Genomic DNA, 18,579 nt, shown 5'->3' on the forward strand with positions numbered 1-18,579 from the left:
TTGCGAGGGATCAGGACTTGGCAGTGAAGGCCGCTTCCTGGCCGAAACCGGTCGGCGAGGTGGAGCTTGGGGTCTTGAGGCAGGTGCCGGCCGGGACCAGTTTCCAGGCGTTGGCCTGGTCTTTGGTTTTCGAGGTGCCGGCGCAGGAAGTGCCAGCACCCGCGGCGCAATCGTTCTTGCCGGCTTCGGCGACGCCAAAGCATTTCTGCATGTCGTCGGCGGCGTGGGCGGTGGTGGCCAGGGTGGACAGGCTCAGGGCGGAACCGAGGGCCAGGACGAGGGCGGCGGCGGACAGTTTGGTAGTCATGGTGAATCTCCAGCAGTGGGTTGAATTGGCGGGCTTGAGTGCCTGCTTGCACCACTAGAGGCGGGAAGGTGAGATTCGTTACACATCGCTTGAAAATAATTTCAAACAATGAAAGTTTCAGGGATCACACAAAGCAAAATGTGGGAGCGGGCTTGCTCGCGAATGCGGTGTTTCAGTCACTGAATGTGCTGACTGATCCACTTTATTCGCGAGCAAGCCCGCTCCCACATTTTTGATCGGGTTCCTACAGCAACCGTCTCTTAACCGCCCAGGTACGCCTCGCGCACCTTGGGATCGGTCAGCAACTGCTCGCCAGTCCCTTGCATCACCACCCGGCCGTTTTCCAGCACATAGGCGCGGTCAGCGATCTTCAAGGCCTGGTTGGCATTCTGTTCCACCAGGAACACCGTCACACCGTCCTTGCGCAGTTGTTCGATGATGTCGAAGATCTGCTGGATGATGATCGGCGCCAGGCCCAGTGAAGGTTCGTCCAGCAGCAACAGCTTGGGCTTGCTCATCAGCGCACGGCCGATGGCGAGCATTTGCTGCTCACCGCCGGACATGGTGCCGCCGCGTTGACTGAAGCGTTCCTTGAGCCTCGGGAACAGGTGCAACACCTTGTCCATCTGCTCCTGGTAGTCGCCCTTGTCGGTGAAGAACCCGCCCATGGCCAGGTTCTCTTCCACGGTCAGGCGCGAGAACACGCGACGGCCTTCCGGCACCACCGCAATGCTCTTTCGCATGATCTGCGACGACTGCTGGCCCACCAGTTCTTCGCCCATGTAGCGGATGCTGCCGCTGTGGGCTTGCGGCGAACCGCACAGGGTCATCAGCAAGGTCGATTTGCCGGCACCGTTGGCGCCGATCAGCGTGACGATCTCGCCTTGGCGCACTTCCACGTTGACGCTGTGCAGGGCCTGGATCTTGCCGTAGAAAGTGGAAACGTTTTCGAATTGCAGCATTTTACGCTTCCCCCAAATAGGCTTTGATCACTTCAGGATTGTCGCGGATCTGCTCCGGCGTGCCGTTGGCCAAAGGTGTGCCCTGGTTGATCACCACGATGTGGTCGGAAATGCTCATGACCAGTTTCATGTCGTGTTCGATCAACAGCACGGTGGCGTTGTTTTCCTCACGCAACACGCTGATCAGGGCCTTGAGGTCTTCGGTTTCCTTGGGGTTCAGGCCGGCCGCGGGTTCGTCGAGCATGAGGATCCGCGGACGGGTCATCATGCAACGGGCGATTTCCAGGCGACGTTGCTGCCCATAGGCCAGGGTGCCGGCGGGGCGGTTGGCGAACTCGGTGAGGTTGACCTTGTCCAGCCAGTACTCCGCATATTCCATGGCCTCGCGCTCGCTCTTGCGGAACGCCGGGGTCTTGAACAAGCCTGCGAAGAAATTGGTGTTCAGGTGGCGGTGCTGGGCGATCAGCAGGTTTTCGACCGCCGTCATGTCCTTGAACAACCGCACGTTCTGGAAGGTCCGCACTACGCCTTTGCGGGCGATCTCGTGACCGGCCAGGCCCTGGATCGGTTGGCCGTCCAGCAGGATGCTGCCACCGCTCGGCTTGTAGAAACCGGTGAGGCAGTTGAACACCGTGGTCTTGCCGGCGCCGTTGGGGCCGATCAGCGCGACGACTTGTTTTTCTTTGACGGTCAGGGCTACGCCGTTGACCGCTAGCAAACCGCCGAAGCGCATGCTCAGATTTTCGACTTTCAGGATCTCGCGGCTCATTTGCGCAGCTCCATGTGTGGACGTTGCATGGGCAGCAGGCCTTGAGGACGCCAGATCATCATCAGCACCATCATGGCGCCGAACATCAACATGCGGTATTCGCTGAACTCACGCATCATTTCCGGCAGCAGGATCATCACGATCGCCGCCAGGATCACGCCCAGTTGCGAGCCCATGCCACCCAATACCACGATGGCGAGGATGATCGCCGACTCGATGAAGGTGAACGACTCCGGGGTCACCAGGCCTTGGCGAGCGGCGAAGAAGCTGCCGGCGAAACCGGCGAACGCAGCCCCCAGGGTGAACGCGGAGAGTTTGATGATGGTCGGGTTCAGGCCCAGTGCGCGGCAGGCGATCTCATCTTCGCGCAACGCTTCCCACGCGCGGCCGATCGGCATGCGCAGCAGGCGGTTGATCACGAACAAGGCGGCCAATGCCAGTAACAGCGCCACCAGGTACAGGAACACCACTTTGCTCACGGGGTTGTAGTCGATCCCGAAGTATTCGTGGAAGGTCTGCATGCCTTCAGCGGCGGTACGGTCGAACGACAGCCCGAAGAACGTCGGCTTGGGGATGCTGCTGATACCGTTGGGGCCGCCGGTGATGTCGGTGAGGTTACGCAGGAACAGACGGATGATTTCACCGAAGCCCAGGGTCACGATCGCCAGGTAGTCACCGCGCAGGCGCAGTACCGGGAAGCCCAGCAGGAAGCCGAACGTGGCCGCCGCCATGCCCGCCAATGGCAGGCAGATCCAGAAACTCCAGCCTAGGTAATGCGAGAGCAGTGCGTAGGTGTAGGCACCCACGGCATAGAAGCCCACGTAACCCAGATCGAGCAGGCCGGCCAGGCCGACCACGATGTTCAGGCCAAGGCCCAGCAACACGTAGATCAGGATCAGGGTGGCGATATCGACCGCGCCGCGCGAGCCGAAGAACGGCCAAATGAGTGCGGCGATGATCAGGGCAATGATGATGTAGCGCTGCGTGCGTGGCAGGGTCAGGAATTGGCTGACCTTGGGCGACACCAACGGACCACGGTTGCTCTTGAACAGGGCACCGACCTGCTGGGTGAACAGCACGCGCAGGAACATCAGCACCGAGCAGAGGGCAATGATGGTCAGGGTCACGGGACCGGTGCCATGCACTTCCAGATTGATGCCGACAATGCTCAGCTTGAGACCGAGTACCGGAAAGGCCACGGCCCATACCAGCAAGGCGCTGAAGAACGCCGATTTAAGATATCTGCTCATACTTTCTCAACCTCCGGACGGCCCAGGATGCCGGTCGGACGGAACAACAGCACCAGAACCAACAGGCCGAACGCCACGACGTCCTTGTACTGGTCGCCGAAGATATCGGCGCCAAAGGCTTCGGCCACACCCAGCACCAGGCCACCGAGCATCGCGCCCGGAATACTGCCGATGCCGCCCAATACCGCCGCGGTAAAGGCCTTGAGGCCTACCAGGAAACCGGCGTTGGGGTTGATCACGCCGTACTGCATGCTCAGCAGCACCGCCGCAACGGCGGCCAGCGCGGCGCCGATCACGAAGGTCAGGGCGATGATGTTGTTGGTGTTGATGCCCAGCAGGTTGGCCATCTTGATGTCTTCGGCGCAGGCCCGACAGGCGCGCCCCAGACGGGAGCGGGAGATGAACAGGGTCAGGCCCAGCATCGCCACCAGAGTGACGACGAAAACCAGGATCTGCATGTAGGAAATCAGGACTTCTTCCGCACCACCCGGACCGAAGGAGAAGCTCCCCGGGATCAGGTTGGGAATGGACTTGTCCTTGGAATCCTGGGACAGCAATACGGTGTTCTGTAGGAAAATCGACATGCCAATGGCGGAAATCAGCGGGATCAAACGGTTGCTGCCACGCAAGGGGCGATAGGCAACGCGCTCGATACTGTAGCCATAGGCACTGGTTACGACGATCGACGCAAGGAACGCAGCGGTCATCAACAGCGGCAGGGAGTGGATACCCATCATGGCCAACCCGGCAAGGGCGATAAAGGCCACGTAGGAACCAATCATGTAGACCTCGCCATGGGCGAAGTTAATCATTCCAATGATGCCGTAAACCATTGTGTAGCCAATGGCTATCAAGGCATAGGTGCTGCCAATGGTCAGGCCATTAACCAGCTGTTGGAAAAAATGATAGATCTCAGGCATTACAGCGCTCCTAAAAACCCGATACGCATTTCACTGGTGGAGTCATGTTCCGGCCCCGTGCTGTGTTCTGTGAGCACATTTGCACAAAGCGTTTGCCAGCGAACCGCTGGTGACGGTTTTAAGATTTTCAGGTGAGCCAGCGCCCGGATCGCGGGTGTCAGGCCCATAAACCTCGTAAAACAAAGCCCACTGCTCTCACAGTGGGCTTGTTGGACCAGTAATGCCTGGCTTACTGAGGGGAAACTTCGGTTTTTGGTTTACCGAAGTGCCATTCGTAGACCACGAACTTGAAGTCCTTCAGGTCGCCCTTGGCGTCGAAGCTCAGGTCGCCGGTAGGGGTCTTGAAGGTGCCCGCGTGGATGGCTTCGGCCACCTTGGCGGTGTCTTCGCTCTTCGCAGCCTTGATACCGCCGGCGATCACTTCAATGGCCGAGTAGGCTGGGAACACGAATGGACCGGTTGGGTCCTGCTTGTTCTTGGCGAACTCTTCAACGATGGCTTTGTTGGCCGGGTCGGTGTCGAAGGATTTAGGCAGGGTCACCAGCAGGCCTTCGGAAGCGCCCTGGGCGATTTGCGAGATGGAGTCGTTGCCGACGCCTTCTGGCCCCATGAACTTGGCGTTCAGGCCTTTTTCCTTGGCTTGGCGCAGGATCAGGCCCAGCTCTGGGTGGTAGCCGCCGTAGTAGACGAAGTCGACGTTGGCTTGCTTGAGTTTCTGGATGATCGAGGAGAAGTCTTTGTCGCCGGCGTTCAGGCCTTCGAAGACGGCAACCTTGGTGCCTTTCTTCTCGAGGGTCTGTTTGACGGCGGTGGCGATGCCTTCACCGTATTGCTGCTTGTCGTGCAGTACGGCCACGATCTTCGGCTTCACGTGGTCGGCGATGTAGTTGCCGGCGGCTGGGCCTTGAGCGCTGTCCAGGCCGATGGTGCGGAAGATCAGCTTGTAGCCACGCGCGGTGATTTCCGGGCTGGTGGCAGCCGGGGTAATCATGATCACGCCTTCATCTTCATAGATGTCGGAGGCAGGTTGAGTGGAGCTGGAGCAGAGGTGACCGACCACGAACTTGACGCCGTCGTTGACCACTTTGTTGGCGACGGCAACGGCTTGTTTAGGATCGCAAGCGTCGTCGTATTCCTTGGCTTCAAGCATTTTTCCGTCGACGCCGCCTTTGGCGTTGATGTCGGCGATGGCTTGCTTGGCACCCATGAATTGCATGTCGCCGTATTGCGTCACTGGACCGGTCTTAGGACCTGCGATACCGATCTTGATGGTGTCGGCTGCGAACGAATGGCCGGCAACCCCAGCCAGGACCATAGCGGCAAACAGTTTGGAAATCTGCTTAGTAGCCTTATTCATAGTGCTCCACTCTTACTGTTGTATTTTTTATAGTTCTAGCGGCCTTGTGAGCTGCAGAACCGGATCAGATATCTCGGATATCCCCCCGGCAGTGCCCTGGCAACTGTACCGGTACAGTGTAGAGCGCCGGTTGATCGCTTGAAAAGCTGGCTGCTGGGGGCAAAACCCGGGTATGTCGCTTAAATGAAAGAAAAAGACAGAATTGCGGCGGGGTTATGCCGGAGTTTCAGGCAATCCTTGGCTTTCCTGACACTTTCTATCGGTGACTCATTTGCAACTGGGTTTTTCTGCTTGAGGTGTGACGCTATGATTGCGCCGATTTTTTCCCAAGGTGAACTCCCATGACGCAAGAACCTAGCACCCTCTATGCCAAGCTGCTCGGTGAAACCGCCGAAATATCCTGGAAGGAGCTTGAGCCGTTCTTTGCCAAGGGTGCCCTATTGTGGGTCGACGCCGGCCTGGATTTGATCGAGGCCGCCGAAGGCATGGCCGAAGATAATCGCGACAAAGTCGCTGCCTGGCTGGCCGCCGGGAGCCTTGGCGAAGTGTCTGCGACGCGGGCATTGGACCTGGTTGAGCGTGATCCGAGCCTGTGGGCGGTGGTGGTATCGCCGTGGATTCTGATCCAGGAAAGGGCAGTGTAAGAAAAGATTGCCCGAAAAAGGTGCGTGGTTTTTGCTGTCTTAAGTGTGTAGCGGAGTAACTGCTGACGCCGTGATGGCACGTTGCCGTAGAGAAAGGTCACAGGTGAGGGTGACGTGCACGTCATGGGAACAGTTAGGGCGCTGGCCGAATCGCTGCGCAATTGTTTCCAGGTGTGCCAGGACTGAAGGTATCTGTTGTCTGGACTGCCGCATTCGCGAGCAAGCCCGCTCCCACATGCGACCGCATTTGTGCAGGATGCACACGGTCAACTGTGGGAGCGGGCTTGCTCGCGAAGAGGGCAACGCGGCCTAGGCGGTTTTCCCGGTATGGTTATTCAACGAAATAACCTTGGTCTTCCCAATCCGGTGACGGTAAATCTCGCGCAGGTACTTGATCGCCTTCTTCACGCAATCCCGTGACAGGCGGATGTCATTGATCGACACAAACTTCTCTTTGTCGTTGATCAACTCGCGGTACTTCTTCTCATACATCGGTTTGATCGCGTACCAGTTGGTATCGAGGATCTTCGCCGGGTTTTCGAACTCGTTGAGCAGCTCGTCGATACGGTCTTCGTCGAAGTCCTCGTGGATGATGAAGTCCAGGATCGAATTGTCCAGCGTGTCATCGAAGCGGTACGGGTTGCGCGCAAAGCAACGTTTGATGAATGCCACGATCAGCGTAAGAAAGTCGTCCGACAGGCACGGGCTCTTGGCGATCAGGGTGGTCAGCGACAAGTTGGCCGAAGCGCCGATCACCAGGGCATAGCGCTTGAGGGTGGTATTGGGGAACAGGCTGTTGAGGTGGGTCTTGAGCCGGTTCAGGTCCATGTAGGACAGCTTGTAGTCCTTGGGCAATGAAACGATCGACACCACCGACGAACAGTTTTTGAAGAAGTGCAGGTCGTGCAACGCGGCCGCGTCGTAGCCCGAATTCTTGTACTGCTCCAGCGACGCCTTGTAGCGCTTGGACTCGATCGGCAGCAGGCTGATGCCTTCGATGGCTTGGGTGACCTTGTTGAAGTGCGGCAGGTCGATGGAGCGGAAGAACAGGTCGTCGATGTTCAGGCGCTGCGGCTCTTTGTCGAATACCTTGAACTTGTCGCTCGACGGCGCCGGGGTTTCCGGGACGACGGATTCGGCATAGGCAATCGCCACCGGGCCGGCCAGGCTCATGAACAGGTCGTTGGCATCCAGGCGAATGGTTTCGCCGATGTCGATACCGGCACGACGGAAGTAGTTCTGGTCGTAGTCGGTGGTCACGGCCTGGGCCGTGAGGATGTTGAAGATCTGCTGGGAAATGTACTGGTTGGCGTGTTTTTCCATCGCATTGACGTCAATGTTCTGGATATTGCCGTCATCGCTTTCTTCGGCATAACGCATGATGTCGTTGGAGATCAGCATCATCGCGTTCCACGGCCGGATACGCCCCTTCACGCTGGCTTCGCTGCTGTCTTCGTTGGCAAAGTTGTACGAGAAATCCCATTCTTCCGACAGGTATTTGCACAGCAGTCGCCCGGCGTTGATGTGCAGCGCCTCGGACATTTCACTGCGGTGGTCGGAAATATTCGGCAGCACGCAGATGCCGCTGGTGAAGATCGGCTCGAACACAAAGGCATGGCCGCTTTTGCTGTCGTGCTCGTCGGCGGGCTTGGTGTCGAACGTTTTGTTCATGTACGAGTGCTGCTGGGCCAGGCCGAATTCGGAGGCCATGCCCGAACCGGTGCCGCCGCCGGCGCTGAAGATCGAGAAGTACAGGCGCGACTGGTTGGCTTTGATGCCGCAAGAGTCGATCAGGTACGAGTGGATCATCTTCCAATCGGGGCTGGAAAAGCGCTGGGTGTCTTTGTTGAGGATGATCTTGGCCAGGTACTGGCCGAGGATCGGCGCGTTACCGGCACCACCGGCATGGACCTCCGACAAGTCCATGATCTTCATTTTGCTGTAGTCGCGCAGGAAGCCGCTTTTTTCGCCCTTGCGCGAGAAACGGATGCGCCCGGCGATGTCCTTGTCCAGGTCGCCGAGCATGACCAGCGGCTCCACCAGGAACACGGGTTTGCTGGCCTTGCCGCCGCCCAGGCGCAGATTGTTGCGGATCCACTGGGCCGGGCTGTAGCCCTTGTCCTGCGATTTGTCTTCGTTACTGAATTCGTTCAGGTAGAACTTGCGCGCGTTGTACACCAACTCCGCCACGTCCAGTGCGATGTTCGAACCGCAGCGGCCCAGGCCGATCAGGCATACCGAGGGAAATTCCTGCTCGTTGCGCGGGTCGGTGTCGCCTTCCAAGTGGGGCGGGCGCGGGAACACCATGTCGCGCAGGCCGTCGAGGTTGTCGAGAATGCGGTCGGTATTGGTTTCGGTGAAGTACAGGTATTGCTGGGTGGCCGACGGGCGGGTGGTGCTCAATGACGTTGAACCTGAGGGTTTGTCCGCAGGCGCTGGGGGCAACACGTCGGATACCAGGGTGGCAGAGTTATTTTTAGAGGTCATTGTGCGCCATGTGCCTGGGCGGACGGCTAAAGAGTATCAAGTAGCCATCACGGAGTGGGAGTTCGCGACTTTACTGCGCGTCCTTGTCCTGGGCGAGTGGGCTAAACCCGAGTGTTTTCAGGGAAAACCTGGCCGGACTCTGATGAATCGGCCGTTTGTCGGGGTTCTTTAGGCAAATGATGGCTAAATGCCAAGGATTCGACGTCAACGAATTGGCCTGACGATCGACGTGGAGCTGCCACGGTTTGGGGAGGGGTCTTTCGTCGAACTGCTGTCCTTGCTGCCCACCCCTCTGTGCGCAGGGAGAGGGTTGCGCTGGTTGATGCCCTGCATCACGCCGATGATCTCACCGGCCGGCACCGCCGGACTTAGCAGGTAACCCTGCACGAAATCGCAGCCATGCTTGAGTAGCACCTCGAATTGGGCCTGGGTTTCCACGCCTTCGGTCACCACCTGCAAGTGCAGGGTGTGAGCCATGCCGATCACCGCCTGGACGATCTCGATATCGGCGGTGGACTTGGGAATGTCCTGGATAAACGAGCGGTCTATCTTCAGGGTGTTGAGTGGCAAGCGTTTGAGATAAGCGAGGGACGAGTAGCCCGTGCCGAAGTCGTCGATGGCCAGCGACACCCCCAGCGCGCGGATCTGCCGCAGCAACGCCAAGGTGCTGCTGATGTTGCCCATCAGTGCGTTTTCGGTGACTTCCAGCTCCAGGCGGTTGGCGCCGATCCCGCTGAAGCGCAACGCGTCTTCGATTTCATCCGCCAGCTCATCGCGCGCCAGGTTAAGGGCCGAGCAGTTCACTGACATGGTCAAGTCGGTGTAGCCGCGGTCAGCCAGCAGGCTCAGGTCATGACAGGCTTGGCGCAACACCCAGTGGTCCAGTTCGGCAATCAGGCCGTTGCTTTCGGCGATGCCGATAAAGCGGTCCGGGGCCAGCAAGCCGTGCTGTGGATGTTGCCAGCGCACTAGGGCTTCGAGCCGCGTGACCTTGCCCAATTTCATGTCGAAGATCGGTTGATAGAACAACACCAGTTGGTTATGGGTGCGCAGCGCTCCGCGTAATTCCTCTTCCAGTTGCAGTTCGAGGAAGGCGCGAGTTTTCAGGTTGGAACTGAAAAAGTTGAGATTGTTGCGCCCGGCATCCTTGGACTGGTACAGCGCCAGATCGGCGGTTTTCAGCAGTTCTTCGCAAGTCAGGCCGTCGTCGGGGAACAGGCTGATACCAATGCTAGTGGTCATCACCATGCGTCGGCCGGCCAATTCGATGGGCTCTTTCATCTGTTGCATGATGCGCTGGGCCAGGTGCCGGGCTTCGTCGCGGTGGTGAATGCTGATCAGGATGCAAAACTCATCGCCGCCAAACCGTGCGACCACATCCGCGTGGCTGCGCACCGAGCCCTTGATATGCCCGGCCAGCACGCTGAGTAACTGGTCGCCGGCGTCATGCCCGAGGCTGTCATTGATGCGCTTGAAGTGATCAATATCGAGGAATATCACGGCCATCATGCCGTTGGAGGCGGTTTTTTCGGCGAGCTTCTCCGCAAAAATCTGGTTGAACCCTCGGCGATTGAGCAGGCTGGTCAGGGCGTCGTAATGGGCTACTTGTTGCAGCGAGGCGCGAGCCTGGTCCAGTTCGCTGAGCAGTGCATTGACCCGGCGCAGGTCACGTTCCTTGTGCTGCAGTTTCTTGTCGGCCAGAGCGGCGCTGATGCTGCTGCCGATCACCAGCAGGGTGATGACGGCCACCGACAGGCCCAGTTGAATGGGGTTGTTATCCACTGCCAGTGAGAGGTCAGCGCCGGTGGGGACGATTAATTGCAGAGCGGCCATGCCCGTAAAATGCATGCTCAGGATCCCCGCGCCCAAGACCAGGCTGGCGGCGTACTTGAGCAGTTGATGGAACACGCCCGTGCCCGTGCGCAGGTAACTCGACAGCAACAACGCCGCGAGGCTGGCACCCATGGCAATGCCAACCGAGGCCAGGAACAGTCCCGAATCGAAATACATCTGGGCCTGGGAGCGCATGGCCGACATGCCAACGTAATGCATCAAGGCGATGCCGATGCCCATCCAGATGGACGCCAGCAAATACTGGTGAAAGCGCAGGTTGGAGTGACTGAGGGTTTGCATGGCGATCAACGACGCGATCAGTGCGATCAGCAAGGATGCGAACGTCATGAACAGTTCGTAATGGATCACAATCGGGGCCTGGAAGGCCAGCATGCTGATGAAATGGGTGGACCATATCCCGCCTGCCAGGCAACCGGCACCGAGCCAGCGCCAATGGCGCCGCGCGGTAGGGTCTTCGACATGGCCGACGCGTTCGGCCATGTCCAGTGTGCCAAAGCCCGCCGCACACGCAACCAGGTAGGCGAGCAACACCAGGAAGGGGTTATGACTGCAATTGAGTAATAAGTGCCCGCTCGCTGGAAGTTCGGTAAAAAAATGCAGACCCAGCCATTCCATAGCATGTCCCGTCATAGCGTCACGTCACTGCCTACGGCGATGACCAATGAGGACGAGTGTAGACGGCTAGGAGAATTCGCCAAGGAGTAATGGCACTTTGATTCTCTACGATTTTGGCATGCCACCCATAGCGTTTGATGCTAAGCGCTGATGGGCAGGTCCAGTTCGAACGGTGCTTCCAGAGGCGCCAGGCCAAACGCGGCGCGGGCTGCATCGCAATCGGGGTTGTGTTCGCCCCCATACCAGGAGGCCTCGAATTCGCGGCACACACTGGAGCGTTGTTCGTAAATCGTGCAGCGGGTGCCTTGGCCCACTTCTCCTTCAAGGCTGCAACAGCGCGCCGGCTTCTGGTCGGTGCCGATCATCGCCACGCGGGTGGGGTTGATCTGCACCACCAGGTCATCGGGCACCGTGCCCCCCGACGAGGCGCACTCTCCCCAAAAGAAAGACACACGAAAGTGTGAACAGCAGGCACCGCAATTCAGACACGGACTGGCTTCGGACATGGGCGTCATCGATAAGAAAAGTAGGGTTGGGGTGTTACGGAAGGCTCGCCATTCTATCCGGGCCATGGCCGTTGGGAAGGGGGGCAGGCACTTATATTTTTGTGGGCGAAGTCCCGTGCTGCCGGGCGAAATCATGCCCTATCAGCTTTACGAATCATTACAGACAACCGGGTGCTGTCTGACTATGTTGCAGGTACCGGGCAGGATGCATCGGGCATCGCAGCTCTCATAACAATAAAAGAGACGGACCCATGCAGAACTCGACCCAAGCGGCGAATGCCTGGCGCATTCTGCTCCTGCTGTTCCTCGCCAACCTGTTCAATTTCTTCGATCGCACGATTCCGGCGATCATCATCGAGCCAATCCGCATGGAATGGCACCTGAGCGACTTCCAGCTCGGCATCATCGGCACCGCCTTCACCATCGTCTACGCCATTGCCGGCTTGCCCCTCGGGCGCCTGGCCGATACCGGCTCGCGCAGCAAACTGATGGGCTGGGGCTTGTTCGCCTGGAGCGGGCTGACGGCGGTCAATGGCATGGTCGGCAGTTTCTGGACGTTTCTGTTGGTGCGCATGGGCATCGGCATTGGCGAAGCCAGCTATGCACCGGCGGCCAACTCGCTGATTGGCGACCTGTTTCCGGCGCACCGTCGCGCGCGGGCCATGGGCATTTTCATGCTGGGCCTGCCGTTGGGGCTGTTGCTGGCATTCTTTACCATCGGCTGGATGGTCAAGGCGTTCGACAGCTGGCGCGCACCGTTCTTTATTGCGGCGGTACCGGGCATGATCCTGGCGGTGTTCATGTTCTATATCAAGGAGCCCAAGCGCGGCGCCGCCGAAACCGTGCAGGTGTCCCAAGAACGCGTCGACCGCCCGATCCGCCGTGTGTTGGCGGTGCCGACCTTTCTGTGGCTGGTGCTGGCCGGGTTGTGCTTCAACTTTGCGACCTATGCCTGCAACTCGTTCCTGGTGCCGATGCTGCAGCGTTATTTCCTGATGCCGTTGCAGGAAGCCGCCGTCGCCACTGGCGTGATCGTCGGTTTGACCGGCCTGGTGGGCCTGACGTTGGGGGGCTGGGTCGCCGACAAGATCCATCAGCGGGTTGCCAATGGTCGGCTGTTGTTCGCCGCGTTCAGCCTGATTATCTCCACCGTGACCACCGCCTGGGCGTTGCACGCCGGGCGCATTGAGATTGGTGTGTTCGTGGCGCTGTTCAGCGTGGGCTGGTTGTTTGCCTATAACTTCTACACCTGCGTGTACACGGCGATTCAGGACGTGGTCGAACCGCGCCTGCGCGCCACGGCGATGGCGCTGTTTTTTGCCGGGTTGTACTTGTTGGGGGGTGGAATGGGGCCGATCGTGGTGGGCGGGCTCTCCGATCATTTTGCCCATTCGGCGATGTACGCAGCGGGGGCGGAGCAGATGACCGAAGCGTATAAAGCGGTGGGGTTGCATGACGCCATGTACCTGATCCCGGTGGCGCTGTTCTTGACCATGCTGTTTCTGTTCCAGGCGTCGCGCAGCTTTGTGCGCGATGCCAAGAAGATGAAGGAAGGATTGGGGGACGTGCAGGTGCCGGCTGCCGGGGTTCCCGCCTGAGATCGGGTTGACCCCTTCGCAGGCGAGCCAGCTCCCACATTGAACGGTTATCGACATGGCAACTCGGTCAAATGTGGGAGCTGGCTTGCTTGCGAAGAGGCCGGCACCCACAACACCGGGGCCGCGACAAACGAAAAAGGCCCGCATTGCGCGGGCCTTTTTTGTGCTTCAAACCACGATTAACCTGCTACCAGAACCCGAATCGCTTCCAGTCGCAGCGCCGCCTTATCCAGCATGGCCAGGCCTTGCTCGCGTTGGGTGCGCAGGGCCACCAGCTCGCTGTCGCGCACAGTCGGGTTGACCGCTTGCAAGGCGGTCAGGCGTGCCAGTTCTTCGTCGGTGTCCGCCGCCAGGCGACGCTTGGCCTCGGCCACGCGCTCGGCATGTTGCGGGGTGATCTTCTCTTCGCCCGCGTTGATCCGTGGCGTCAGCTGGTCGCGCTGGGCCTGGATGAACTTGTTGGCGCTGGCCCGTGGCACGCTTTCCAATTGGTCGTTGAGGGTCACGAAAGACACACGGCTCGACAGGTCGTTGCCATTGGCATCCAGCAGGCAGCGCAGGGCTGCCGGCGGCAGGTAACGGCCCAGTTGCAGCGAGCGCGGGGCAACCACTTCGCTGACGTAGAGCAGTTCCAGCAACACGGTGCCTGGCTTCAGCGCCTTGTTCTTGATCAGCGCCACGGCGGTGTTGCCCATGGAACCGGACAACACCAGGTCCATGCCGCCCTGCACCATCGGGTGTTCCCAGGTGATGAACTGCATGTCTTCGCGGGACAGCGCCTGGTTACGGTCGTAGGTGATGGTCACACCTTCGTCGTCACCCAGGGGGAAACTGGCGTCGAGCATCTTTTCGCTGGGCTTGAGGATCAGCGCGTTTTCCGAATGGTCTTCGCTGTCGATGCCGAAGGCGTCGAACAGGGTTTCCATGTAGATCGGCAGGGCGAACTGGTCGTCTTGCTCAAGGATGTCTTCCACCAGTGCATCGCCTTCACCCGCGCCGCCGGAGTTGAGTTCCAGCAGGCGGTCGCGACCGGTGTGCAGTTCTTCTTCCAGGCGCTCACGCTCGGCGCGGGCCTCGTCGATCAAGGCTTGCCACTCGCCGTCATCGGCGTTTTCCAGCAGCGGCAGCAGGCGTGGGCCGAACTGATGCTGCAAGGCGTTGCCGGTCGGACAGGTGTTGAGGAAGGCGTTGAGCGCTTCGTGGTACCACTGGAACAGGCGCTCTTGCGGGCTGGTTTCCAGGTACGGCACGTGCAGTTCGATCACGTGTTTCTGGCCGATCCGGTCCAGTCGGCCGATGCGCTGTTCCAGCAAATCGGGGTGGGACGGCAGGTCGAACAGCACCAGGTGGTGGGAGAACTGGAAGTTACGGCCTTCACTGCCGATTTCCGAACAGATCAGCACTTGGGCGCCAAACTCTTCATCGGCGAAGTAAGCGGCGGCGCGGTCACGCTCGAGGATGTTCATGCCCTCGTGGAACACCGTGGCCGGAATGCCGGAGCGCACGCGCAGGGCGTCTTCCAGGTCCATGGCGGTTTCGGCGTGGGCGCAGATCACCAGGACCTTGGTGCGCTTGAGCATTTTCAGCTGGTCGATCAGCCATTCGACGCGCGGGTCGAAGCGCCACCAGCGGTTTTCTTCTTCGATGTCCGGCTGCGACTGGAAGCTGACTTCCGGGTACAGTTCGGCGTGTTCGCCCAGCGGCAACTCGAGGTATTCGTCCGGGTTCGGCAGCGGGTAGGCGTGCAGTTTGCGCTCTGGGAAACCTTGCACAGCGGCACGGGTGTTGCGAAACAGCACGCGGCCCGTGCCGTGGCGGTCGAGCAGCTCGCGTACCAGGCGTGCGCTGGCTTCGGTGTCGCCATCGTTGACGGCGGTCAGCAGCGCTTCACCTTCGTTGCCGAGGAAACCCTGGATGGTCTTGTGCGCGGCAGGGGAGAGACGACCTTTGTCCAGCAGCTCCTGCACGGCTTCGGCGACCGGGCGATAGTTCTCGCTCTCTGCGCGGAAGGCTTGCAGGTCGTGGAAGCGGTTCGGGTCGAGCAGGCGCAGACGCGCGAAGTGGCTGTCCTGGCCCAATTGCTCCGGGGTGGCGGTGAGCAGCAATACGCCAGGGATCACTTCGGCCAGTTGCTCGACCAGCGCGTATTCCGGGCTGACTTTGTCTTCATGCCACACCAGGTGGTGAGCTTCATCGACCACCAACAGGTCCCAACCGGCGGCGAACAGCGCGTCCTGGGCCTTTTCGTCGTCCACCAGCCATTCCAGCGCAACCAGAGCCAGTTGGGTGTCTTCGAACGGGTTGGTGGCATCGCTTTCGATAAAGCGTTCTTCGTCGAACAGCGCAACCTGCAGGTTGAAGCGGCGGCGCATTTCCACCAGCCATTGGTGCTGCAGGTTTTCCGGGACCAGGATCAGCACGCGGTTGGCGCGGCCCGACAGCAGTTGGCGATGGATTACCAGGCCGGCTTCGATGGTCTTGCCCAAGCCCACTTCGTCAGCCAGCAATACCCGTGGCGCGATACGGTCAGCGACCTCACGGGCGATGTGCAACTGGTGCGCGATCGGTTGTGCACGCACGCCACCCAAGCCCCACAACGAGGACTGCAATTGGCGGCTGGTGTGTTCCAGGGTGTGGTAGCGCAGCGAGAACCAGGCCAGCGGGTCGATCTGCCCGGCGAACAGGCGGTCGCTGGCCAGGCGGAACTGGATGAAGTTCGAGAGTTGGGTTTCCGGCAGGGTGACCTGCTCGTTCTGCCCATTGAGGCCGTGGTACACCAGCAAGCCGTCGACATCGTCGACTTCCTGAACGGTCATTTTCCAGCCTTCGAAGTGGGTGATGCTGTCACCCGGCGAAAACCTCACGCGAGTGAGGGGCGCATTCCGTAGCGCATACTGGCGAGTGTCGCCAGTGGCCGGATAGAGCACGGTCAATAAGCGGCCGTCCTGTGCCAGAACGGTGCCTAACCCCAGCTCTGCTTCGCTGTCACTAATCCAGCGTTGCCCCGGTTGATACTGCTGCGCCATGCTGCCTGACTCCCGCCGTGAAAAAGCCGACTATCTTAACGGAACAAGCCCCCACGCCCAAGGACTCTGAGAAAAACTACTCCGTTGGCGCGGCGTATCGGAAGTCGAATCGACGGGTGGCGGGCACTTGACAGTGTCGACTGGGTCACAGGTTGGCGAGCCTGCGCTCAAGTCGCCCGGCAACCCGCCGACAGCCTGTTGATCAGGAGAATAATCACTATGCTGCCACCCATGCTGCCCGTCAGCGTTGTGCCGGTCACGTCACAACTCGATCCGGTGCGACAGAAGCCGGATATCCCGCCCGTGGTGCCAGTTCAACCCGGCTCCAACGAGAGCACCATCGACCTGAAAAAAGGCGACGCCGAGACGTCGACCTTTTTGCTGCGCGAAGAACAACGCCGCCAGCAGGAACAACAGAAACGCCGGCGTGAGGCCGATGAAGACCCGGTGCAGCACCTGGCCATTCCGGGGGATGTGCTCAATGCCGACAACACCGTGCCGGTGGTGCCGCTGATCGAAGATGCCCCGCGCCAGGGCTTGTGGGTGGACGTCGAGGTTTAGTCGCACAACTCGCGCAGGGCCGCGATCAACAACTCGATATCGTGCTCGGTGTTGAGCGGGCTGACCGAGATCCGCGCCACGCTTTCCAGGCCCCGCGCCTGCATATCCAGTGGCGTGTAGGCCATGCCGTTGGCACCGATATTGATGCGCTTCAAGCCCATTCGCCGTTTCAGTTCGAGGGCATCCCAGCCCGCCAGGTTGAAGGCAATCAAGCCTGATTGATGGGTGCCCAGGTCATGCAGGGTAATACCCGCAATCCCACGCAATGCGTCGCGGATTTGCTCGGCGGTTTGCGACACCCTTTCCCAGACGCGCTCGATGCCCAGACGATTCATCTCTTGCAATGCGTTGCCCAGGCCAGCCAGTAAGGCGAAGGAGGTCTCGCTGGTTTCGAAGCGACGGGCGTCATTGCGCAGGTCAAAACCCCGGGCCGTCCATGGCGCTGAAAATACGTCACGCTGGGCCGGGTTCAACTGTTCAAGAAAATCCGGCCGCACATACAGCAGTGCGGTGCCCCGTGGGCCGCGCAGGTGTTTGCGTCCGGCGGACTTGAGCACGTCGCACTGCAACGCCTGCACATCCACGGGCACCTGGCCGACGGCTTGGCCGGCGTCGATGAAGTAGGGGATGGCATGACGTCTCGCCACTTCACCGATGGCCTGGGCGGGGTTGATCAGGCCGCCATTGGCCGGGAGCCAAGTGAGGTCGATCAGCTTGACGTGTGTATCGATCATCGATTCCAGCGCCAGCGGGCAGACCGCGCCGCTGTCATCGCAGGGGATGGTTTCCACTCGGGCACCGGCTTGTACAGCCAGCTCCATGCTGGCCAGATTGCCACCCCATTCATGGCGGCCCACCAGAATACGATCGCCCGCCTGCCAAGGCCCCAAGGCCTGAAACGCCAGGCTCCAGGCGGTCGAGCCACTGCTGGCAAACGCGATTGATGAAGCGGGGGCGTTGAGCAATTGCGCGGCGGCGCGACGGGCTTTTTCCACCAGCACGGCGCCATGTTCACCGGCTTCCATTGGGCCGTCCCGGGCTTCGCGTTGCAGGTGTTCGATGATCGCATCGAGGGTTGCCTGGCTGGGCAGGGAGGCGCCGGCAGGGTTAAAGTGCACGATGCCGGATTGGCAACCCGGCGTGTCATCTCGCAGGCGCTGGACTTCGAGCGGGCTCACGGACGCAGCTCGAAAATGGCATCAACCTCCACCGCCACGCCGGCCGGCAGGCTTGAAACACCCACGGCGGTGCGCACATGTCGGCCTTTTTCGCCCAGTGCGTTGACCAGTAGATTGGACGCGCCGTTGGCGACCACGCTTTGTTGTTTGAAATCAGCGCTGCTGGCGATAAACACACCCAGGCGCACGGTGCGTACCAGGCGTGACAAGTCATCACCCAAGGCATCGCTCAATTGGCCCAGCAGGCCCAGGGCTGCCAGTTCCGCCGCGTGTGCGCCTTCTTCATCGCTGACGGACTCGCCCAAGCGGCCGACGTAGGCTGGTTTGCCATCTACCAGCGGAATCTGCCCGGAGACGAACAGCTGGTTCTGGCTGATGACATGATTGACGTAGTTGGCAATCGGCTGGCTGGGGGTGGGCAGCGTGAGGCCCAAGGCTTGCACGCGTTGGCGGATGGAGTCGCTCATGATCAATCCTCTCTGTTCAGGAGGTTTCAGCATGTGCGTTGCCTGGGTGAGCGACAAACGGATAGATCTCACGCAACG

The 18,579-nt window shown here is 60.0% G+C and carries 15 protein-coding genes; 3 read left to right on the forward strand and 12 right to left on the reverse strand.

The window, feature by feature from the left end:
- Positions 1 to 10: 10 nt before the first annotated feature.
- From AB4N92_RS18825 to AB4N92_RS18850, 6 genes are all read right to left on the reverse strand, one after another.
- Positions 11 to 307, reverse strand: coding sequence for a BufA1 family periplasmic bufferin-type metallophore (locus AB4N92_RS18825; protein WP_236266967.1), 297 nt, complete (start codon positions 305 to 307; stop codon positions 11 to 13).
- Between the two features lie 260 nt (positions 308 to 567).
- Positions 568 to 1,269, reverse strand: a complete 702-nt coding sequence (locus AB4N92_RS18830) for an ABC transporter ATP-binding protein (protein WP_010212366.1) — start codon at positions 1,267 to 1,269, stop codon at positions 568 to 570.
- 1 nt (position 1,270) lies between these two features.
- Positions 1,271 to 2,038, reverse strand: coding sequence for a high-affinity branched-chain amino acid ABC transporter ATP-binding protein LivG (gene livG, locus AB4N92_RS18835; RefSeq protein ID WP_010212365.1), 768 nt, complete (start codon positions 2,036 to 2,038; stop codon positions 1,271 to 1,273).
- The gene (locus tag AB4N92_RS18840) at positions 2,035 to 3,288 is read right to left on the reverse strand and encodes a high-affinity branched-chain amino acid ABC transporter permease LivM (protein WP_010212364.1); all 1,254 of its coding nucleotides are present in this window, start codon (positions 3,286 to 3,288) and stop codon (positions 2,035 to 2,037) included. Before AB4N92_RS18840 ends, livG begins: the two co-directional genes overlap by 4 nt.
- On the reverse strand, positions 3,285 to 4,208 hold the full coding sequence (gene livH, locus AB4N92_RS18845; RefSeq protein ID WP_003172375.1) for a high-affinity branched-chain amino acid ABC transporter permease LivH: 924 nt from the start codon (positions 4,206 to 4,208) through the stop codon (positions 3,285 to 3,287). Before livH ends, AB4N92_RS18840 begins: the two co-directional genes overlap by 4 nt.
- 229 nt (positions 4,209 to 4,437) lie before the next feature.
- Positions 4,438 to 5,565, reverse strand: coding sequence for a branched-chain amino acid ABC transporter substrate-binding protein (locus AB4N92_RS18850; protein ID WP_010212361.1), 1,128 nt, complete (start codon positions 5,563 to 5,565; stop codon positions 4,438 to 4,440).
- A 341-nt stretch (positions 5,566 to 5,906) separates the two neighbouring features.
- Here AB4N92_RS18850 and AB4N92_RS18855 point away from each other — a divergent pair, with 341 nt between their 5' ends.
- The gene (locus tag AB4N92_RS18855; protein WP_010212359.1) at positions 5,907 to 6,209 is read left to right on the forward strand and encodes a DUF2288 domain-containing protein; all 303 of its coding nucleotides are present in this window, start codon (positions 5,907 to 5,909) and stop codon (positions 6,207 to 6,209) included.
- A gap of 309 nt (positions 6,210 to 6,518) precedes the next feature.
- Here AB4N92_RS18855 and AB4N92_RS18860 read toward each other — a convergent pair whose 3' ends face one another.
- From AB4N92_RS18860 to AB4N92_RS18870, 3 genes are all read right to left on the reverse strand, one after another.
- Positions 6,519 to 8,696 (reverse strand): hypothetical protein, encoded by a 2,178-nt coding sequence (locus AB4N92_RS18860; RefSeq protein WP_021492386.1) that lies wholly within the window; start codon positions 8,694 to 8,696, stop codon positions 6,519 to 6,521.
- Positions 8,697 to 8,900: 204 nt separating this feature from the next.
- A complete protein-coding gene (locus tag AB4N92_RS18865) occupies positions 8,901 to 11,165 on the reverse strand; it encodes a putative bifunctional diguanylate cyclase/phosphodiesterase (RefSeq protein ID WP_069672330.1) in 2,265 nt (754 codons plus the stop codon).
- 140 nt (positions 11,166 to 11,305) lie between these two features.
- Positions 11,306 to 11,671 (reverse strand): YkgJ family cysteine cluster protein, encoded by a 366-nt coding sequence (locus AB4N92_RS18870; RefSeq protein WP_460127869.1) that lies wholly within the window; start codon positions 11,669 to 11,671, stop codon positions 11,306 to 11,308.
- 251 nt (positions 11,672 to 11,922) lie between these two features.
- Here AB4N92_RS18870 and AB4N92_RS18875 point away from each other — a divergent pair, with 251 nt between their 5' ends.
- Complete coding sequence (locus AB4N92_RS18875; RefSeq protein ID WP_010212352.1) at positions 11,923 to 13,269, forward strand: spinster family MFS transporter; 1,347 nt, start codon at positions 11,923 to 11,925, stop codon at positions 13,267 to 13,269.
- 179 nt (positions 13,270 to 13,448) lie between these two features.
- Here AB4N92_RS18875 and rapA read toward each other — a convergent pair whose 3' ends face one another.
- Positions 13,449 to 16,295, reverse strand: coding sequence for an RNA polymerase-associated protein RapA (gene rapA / locus AB4N92_RS18880; RefSeq protein WP_010212351.1), 2,847 nt, complete (start codon positions 16,293 to 16,295; stop codon positions 13,449 to 13,451).
- A gap of 219 nt (positions 16,296 to 16,514) precedes the next feature.
- Here rapA and AB4N92_RS18885 point away from each other — a divergent pair, with 219 nt between their 5' ends.
- Positions 16,515 to 16,856, forward strand: coding sequence for an aspartate-semialdehyde dehydrogenase (locus tag AB4N92_RS18885; protein ID WP_236267626.1), 342 nt, complete (start codon positions 16,515 to 16,517; stop codon positions 16,854 to 16,856).
- On the opposite strand, the gene AB4N92_RS18890 is transcribed toward AB4N92_RS18885, so the two are convergent.
- A complete protein-coding gene (locus tag AB4N92_RS18890) occupies positions 16,853 to 18,034 on the reverse strand; it encodes an aminotransferase class V-fold PLP-dependent enzyme (RefSeq protein WP_236267627.1) in 1,182 nt (393 codons plus the stop codon). The genes AB4N92_RS18885 and AB4N92_RS18890 overlap by 4 nt on opposite strands.
- Positions 18,031 to 18,501 carry a RidA family protein gene (locus AB4N92_RS18895; protein WP_010212347.1) on the reverse strand — a complete coding sequence of 157 codons (471 nt, stop codon included), beginning with the start codon at positions 18,499 to 18,501 and terminating at the stop codon, positions 18,031 to 18,033. Before AB4N92_RS18895 ends, AB4N92_RS18890 begins: the two co-directional genes overlap by 4 nt.
- Positions 18,502 to 18,579: the final 78 nt, after the last annotated feature.

This window comes from Pseudomonas sp. S3_A09 (genome assembly GCF_054668065.1).

What these genes read in the sequence shown, in the direction of transcription:
- AB4N92_RS18825 (WP_236266967.1), bottom strand. Translation starts at nt 307, where the DNA reads ATGACTACCAAACTGTCCGCCGCCGCCCTCGTCCTGGCCCTCGGTTCC.
- AB4N92_RS18830 (WP_010212366.1), bottom strand. Translation starts at nt 1,269, where the DNA reads ATGCTGCAATTCGAAAACGTTTCCACTTTCTACGGCAAGATCCAGGCC.
- livG (WP_010212365.1), bottom strand. Translation starts at nt 2,038, where the DNA reads ATGAGCCGCGAGATCCTGAAAGTCGAAAATCTGAGCATGCGCTTCGGC.
- AB4N92_RS18840 (WP_010212364.1), bottom strand. Translation starts at nt 3,288, where the DNA reads ATGAGCAGATATCTTAAATCGGCGTTCTTCAGCGCCTTGCTGGTATGG.
- livH (WP_003172375.1), bottom strand. Translation starts at nt 4,208, where the DNA reads ATGCCTGAGATCTATCATTTTTTCCAACAGCTGGTTAATGGCCTGACC.
- AB4N92_RS18850 (WP_010212361.1), bottom strand. Translation starts at nt 5,565, where the DNA reads ATGAATAAGGCTACTAAGCAGATTTCCAAACTGTTTGCCGCTATGGTC.
- AB4N92_RS18855 (WP_010212359.1), top strand. Translation starts at nt 5,907, where the DNA reads ATGACGCAAGAACCTAGCACCCTCTATGCCAAGCTGCTCGGTGAAACC.
- AB4N92_RS18860 (WP_021492386.1), bottom strand. Translation starts at nt 8,696, where the DNA reads ATGACCTCTAAAAATAACTCTGCCACCCTGGTATCCGACGTGTTGCCC.
- AB4N92_RS18865 (WP_069672330.1), bottom strand. Translation starts at nt 11,165, where the DNA reads ATGGAATGGCTGGGTCTGCATTTTTTTACCGAACTTCCAGCGAGCGGG.
- AB4N92_RS18870 (WP_460127869.1), bottom strand. Translation starts at nt 11,671, where the DNA reads ATGTCCGAAGCCAGTCCGTGTCTGAATTGCGGTGCCTGCTGTTCACAC.
- AB4N92_RS18875 (WP_010212352.1), top strand. Translation starts at nt 11,923, where the DNA reads ATGCAGAACTCGACCCAAGCGGCGAATGCCTGGCGCATTCTGCTCCTG.
- rapA (WP_010212351.1), bottom strand. Translation starts at nt 16,295, where the DNA reads ATGGCGCAGCAGTATCAACCGGGGCAACGCTGGATTAGTGACAGCGAA.
- AB4N92_RS18885 (WP_236267626.1), top strand. Translation starts at nt 16,515, where the DNA reads ATGCTGCCACCCATGCTGCCCGTCAGCGTTGTGCCGGTCACGTCACAA.
- AB4N92_RS18895 (WP_010212347.1), bottom strand. Translation starts at nt 18,501, where the DNA reads ATGAGCGACTCCATCCGCCAACGCGTGCAAGCCTTGGGCCTCACGCTG.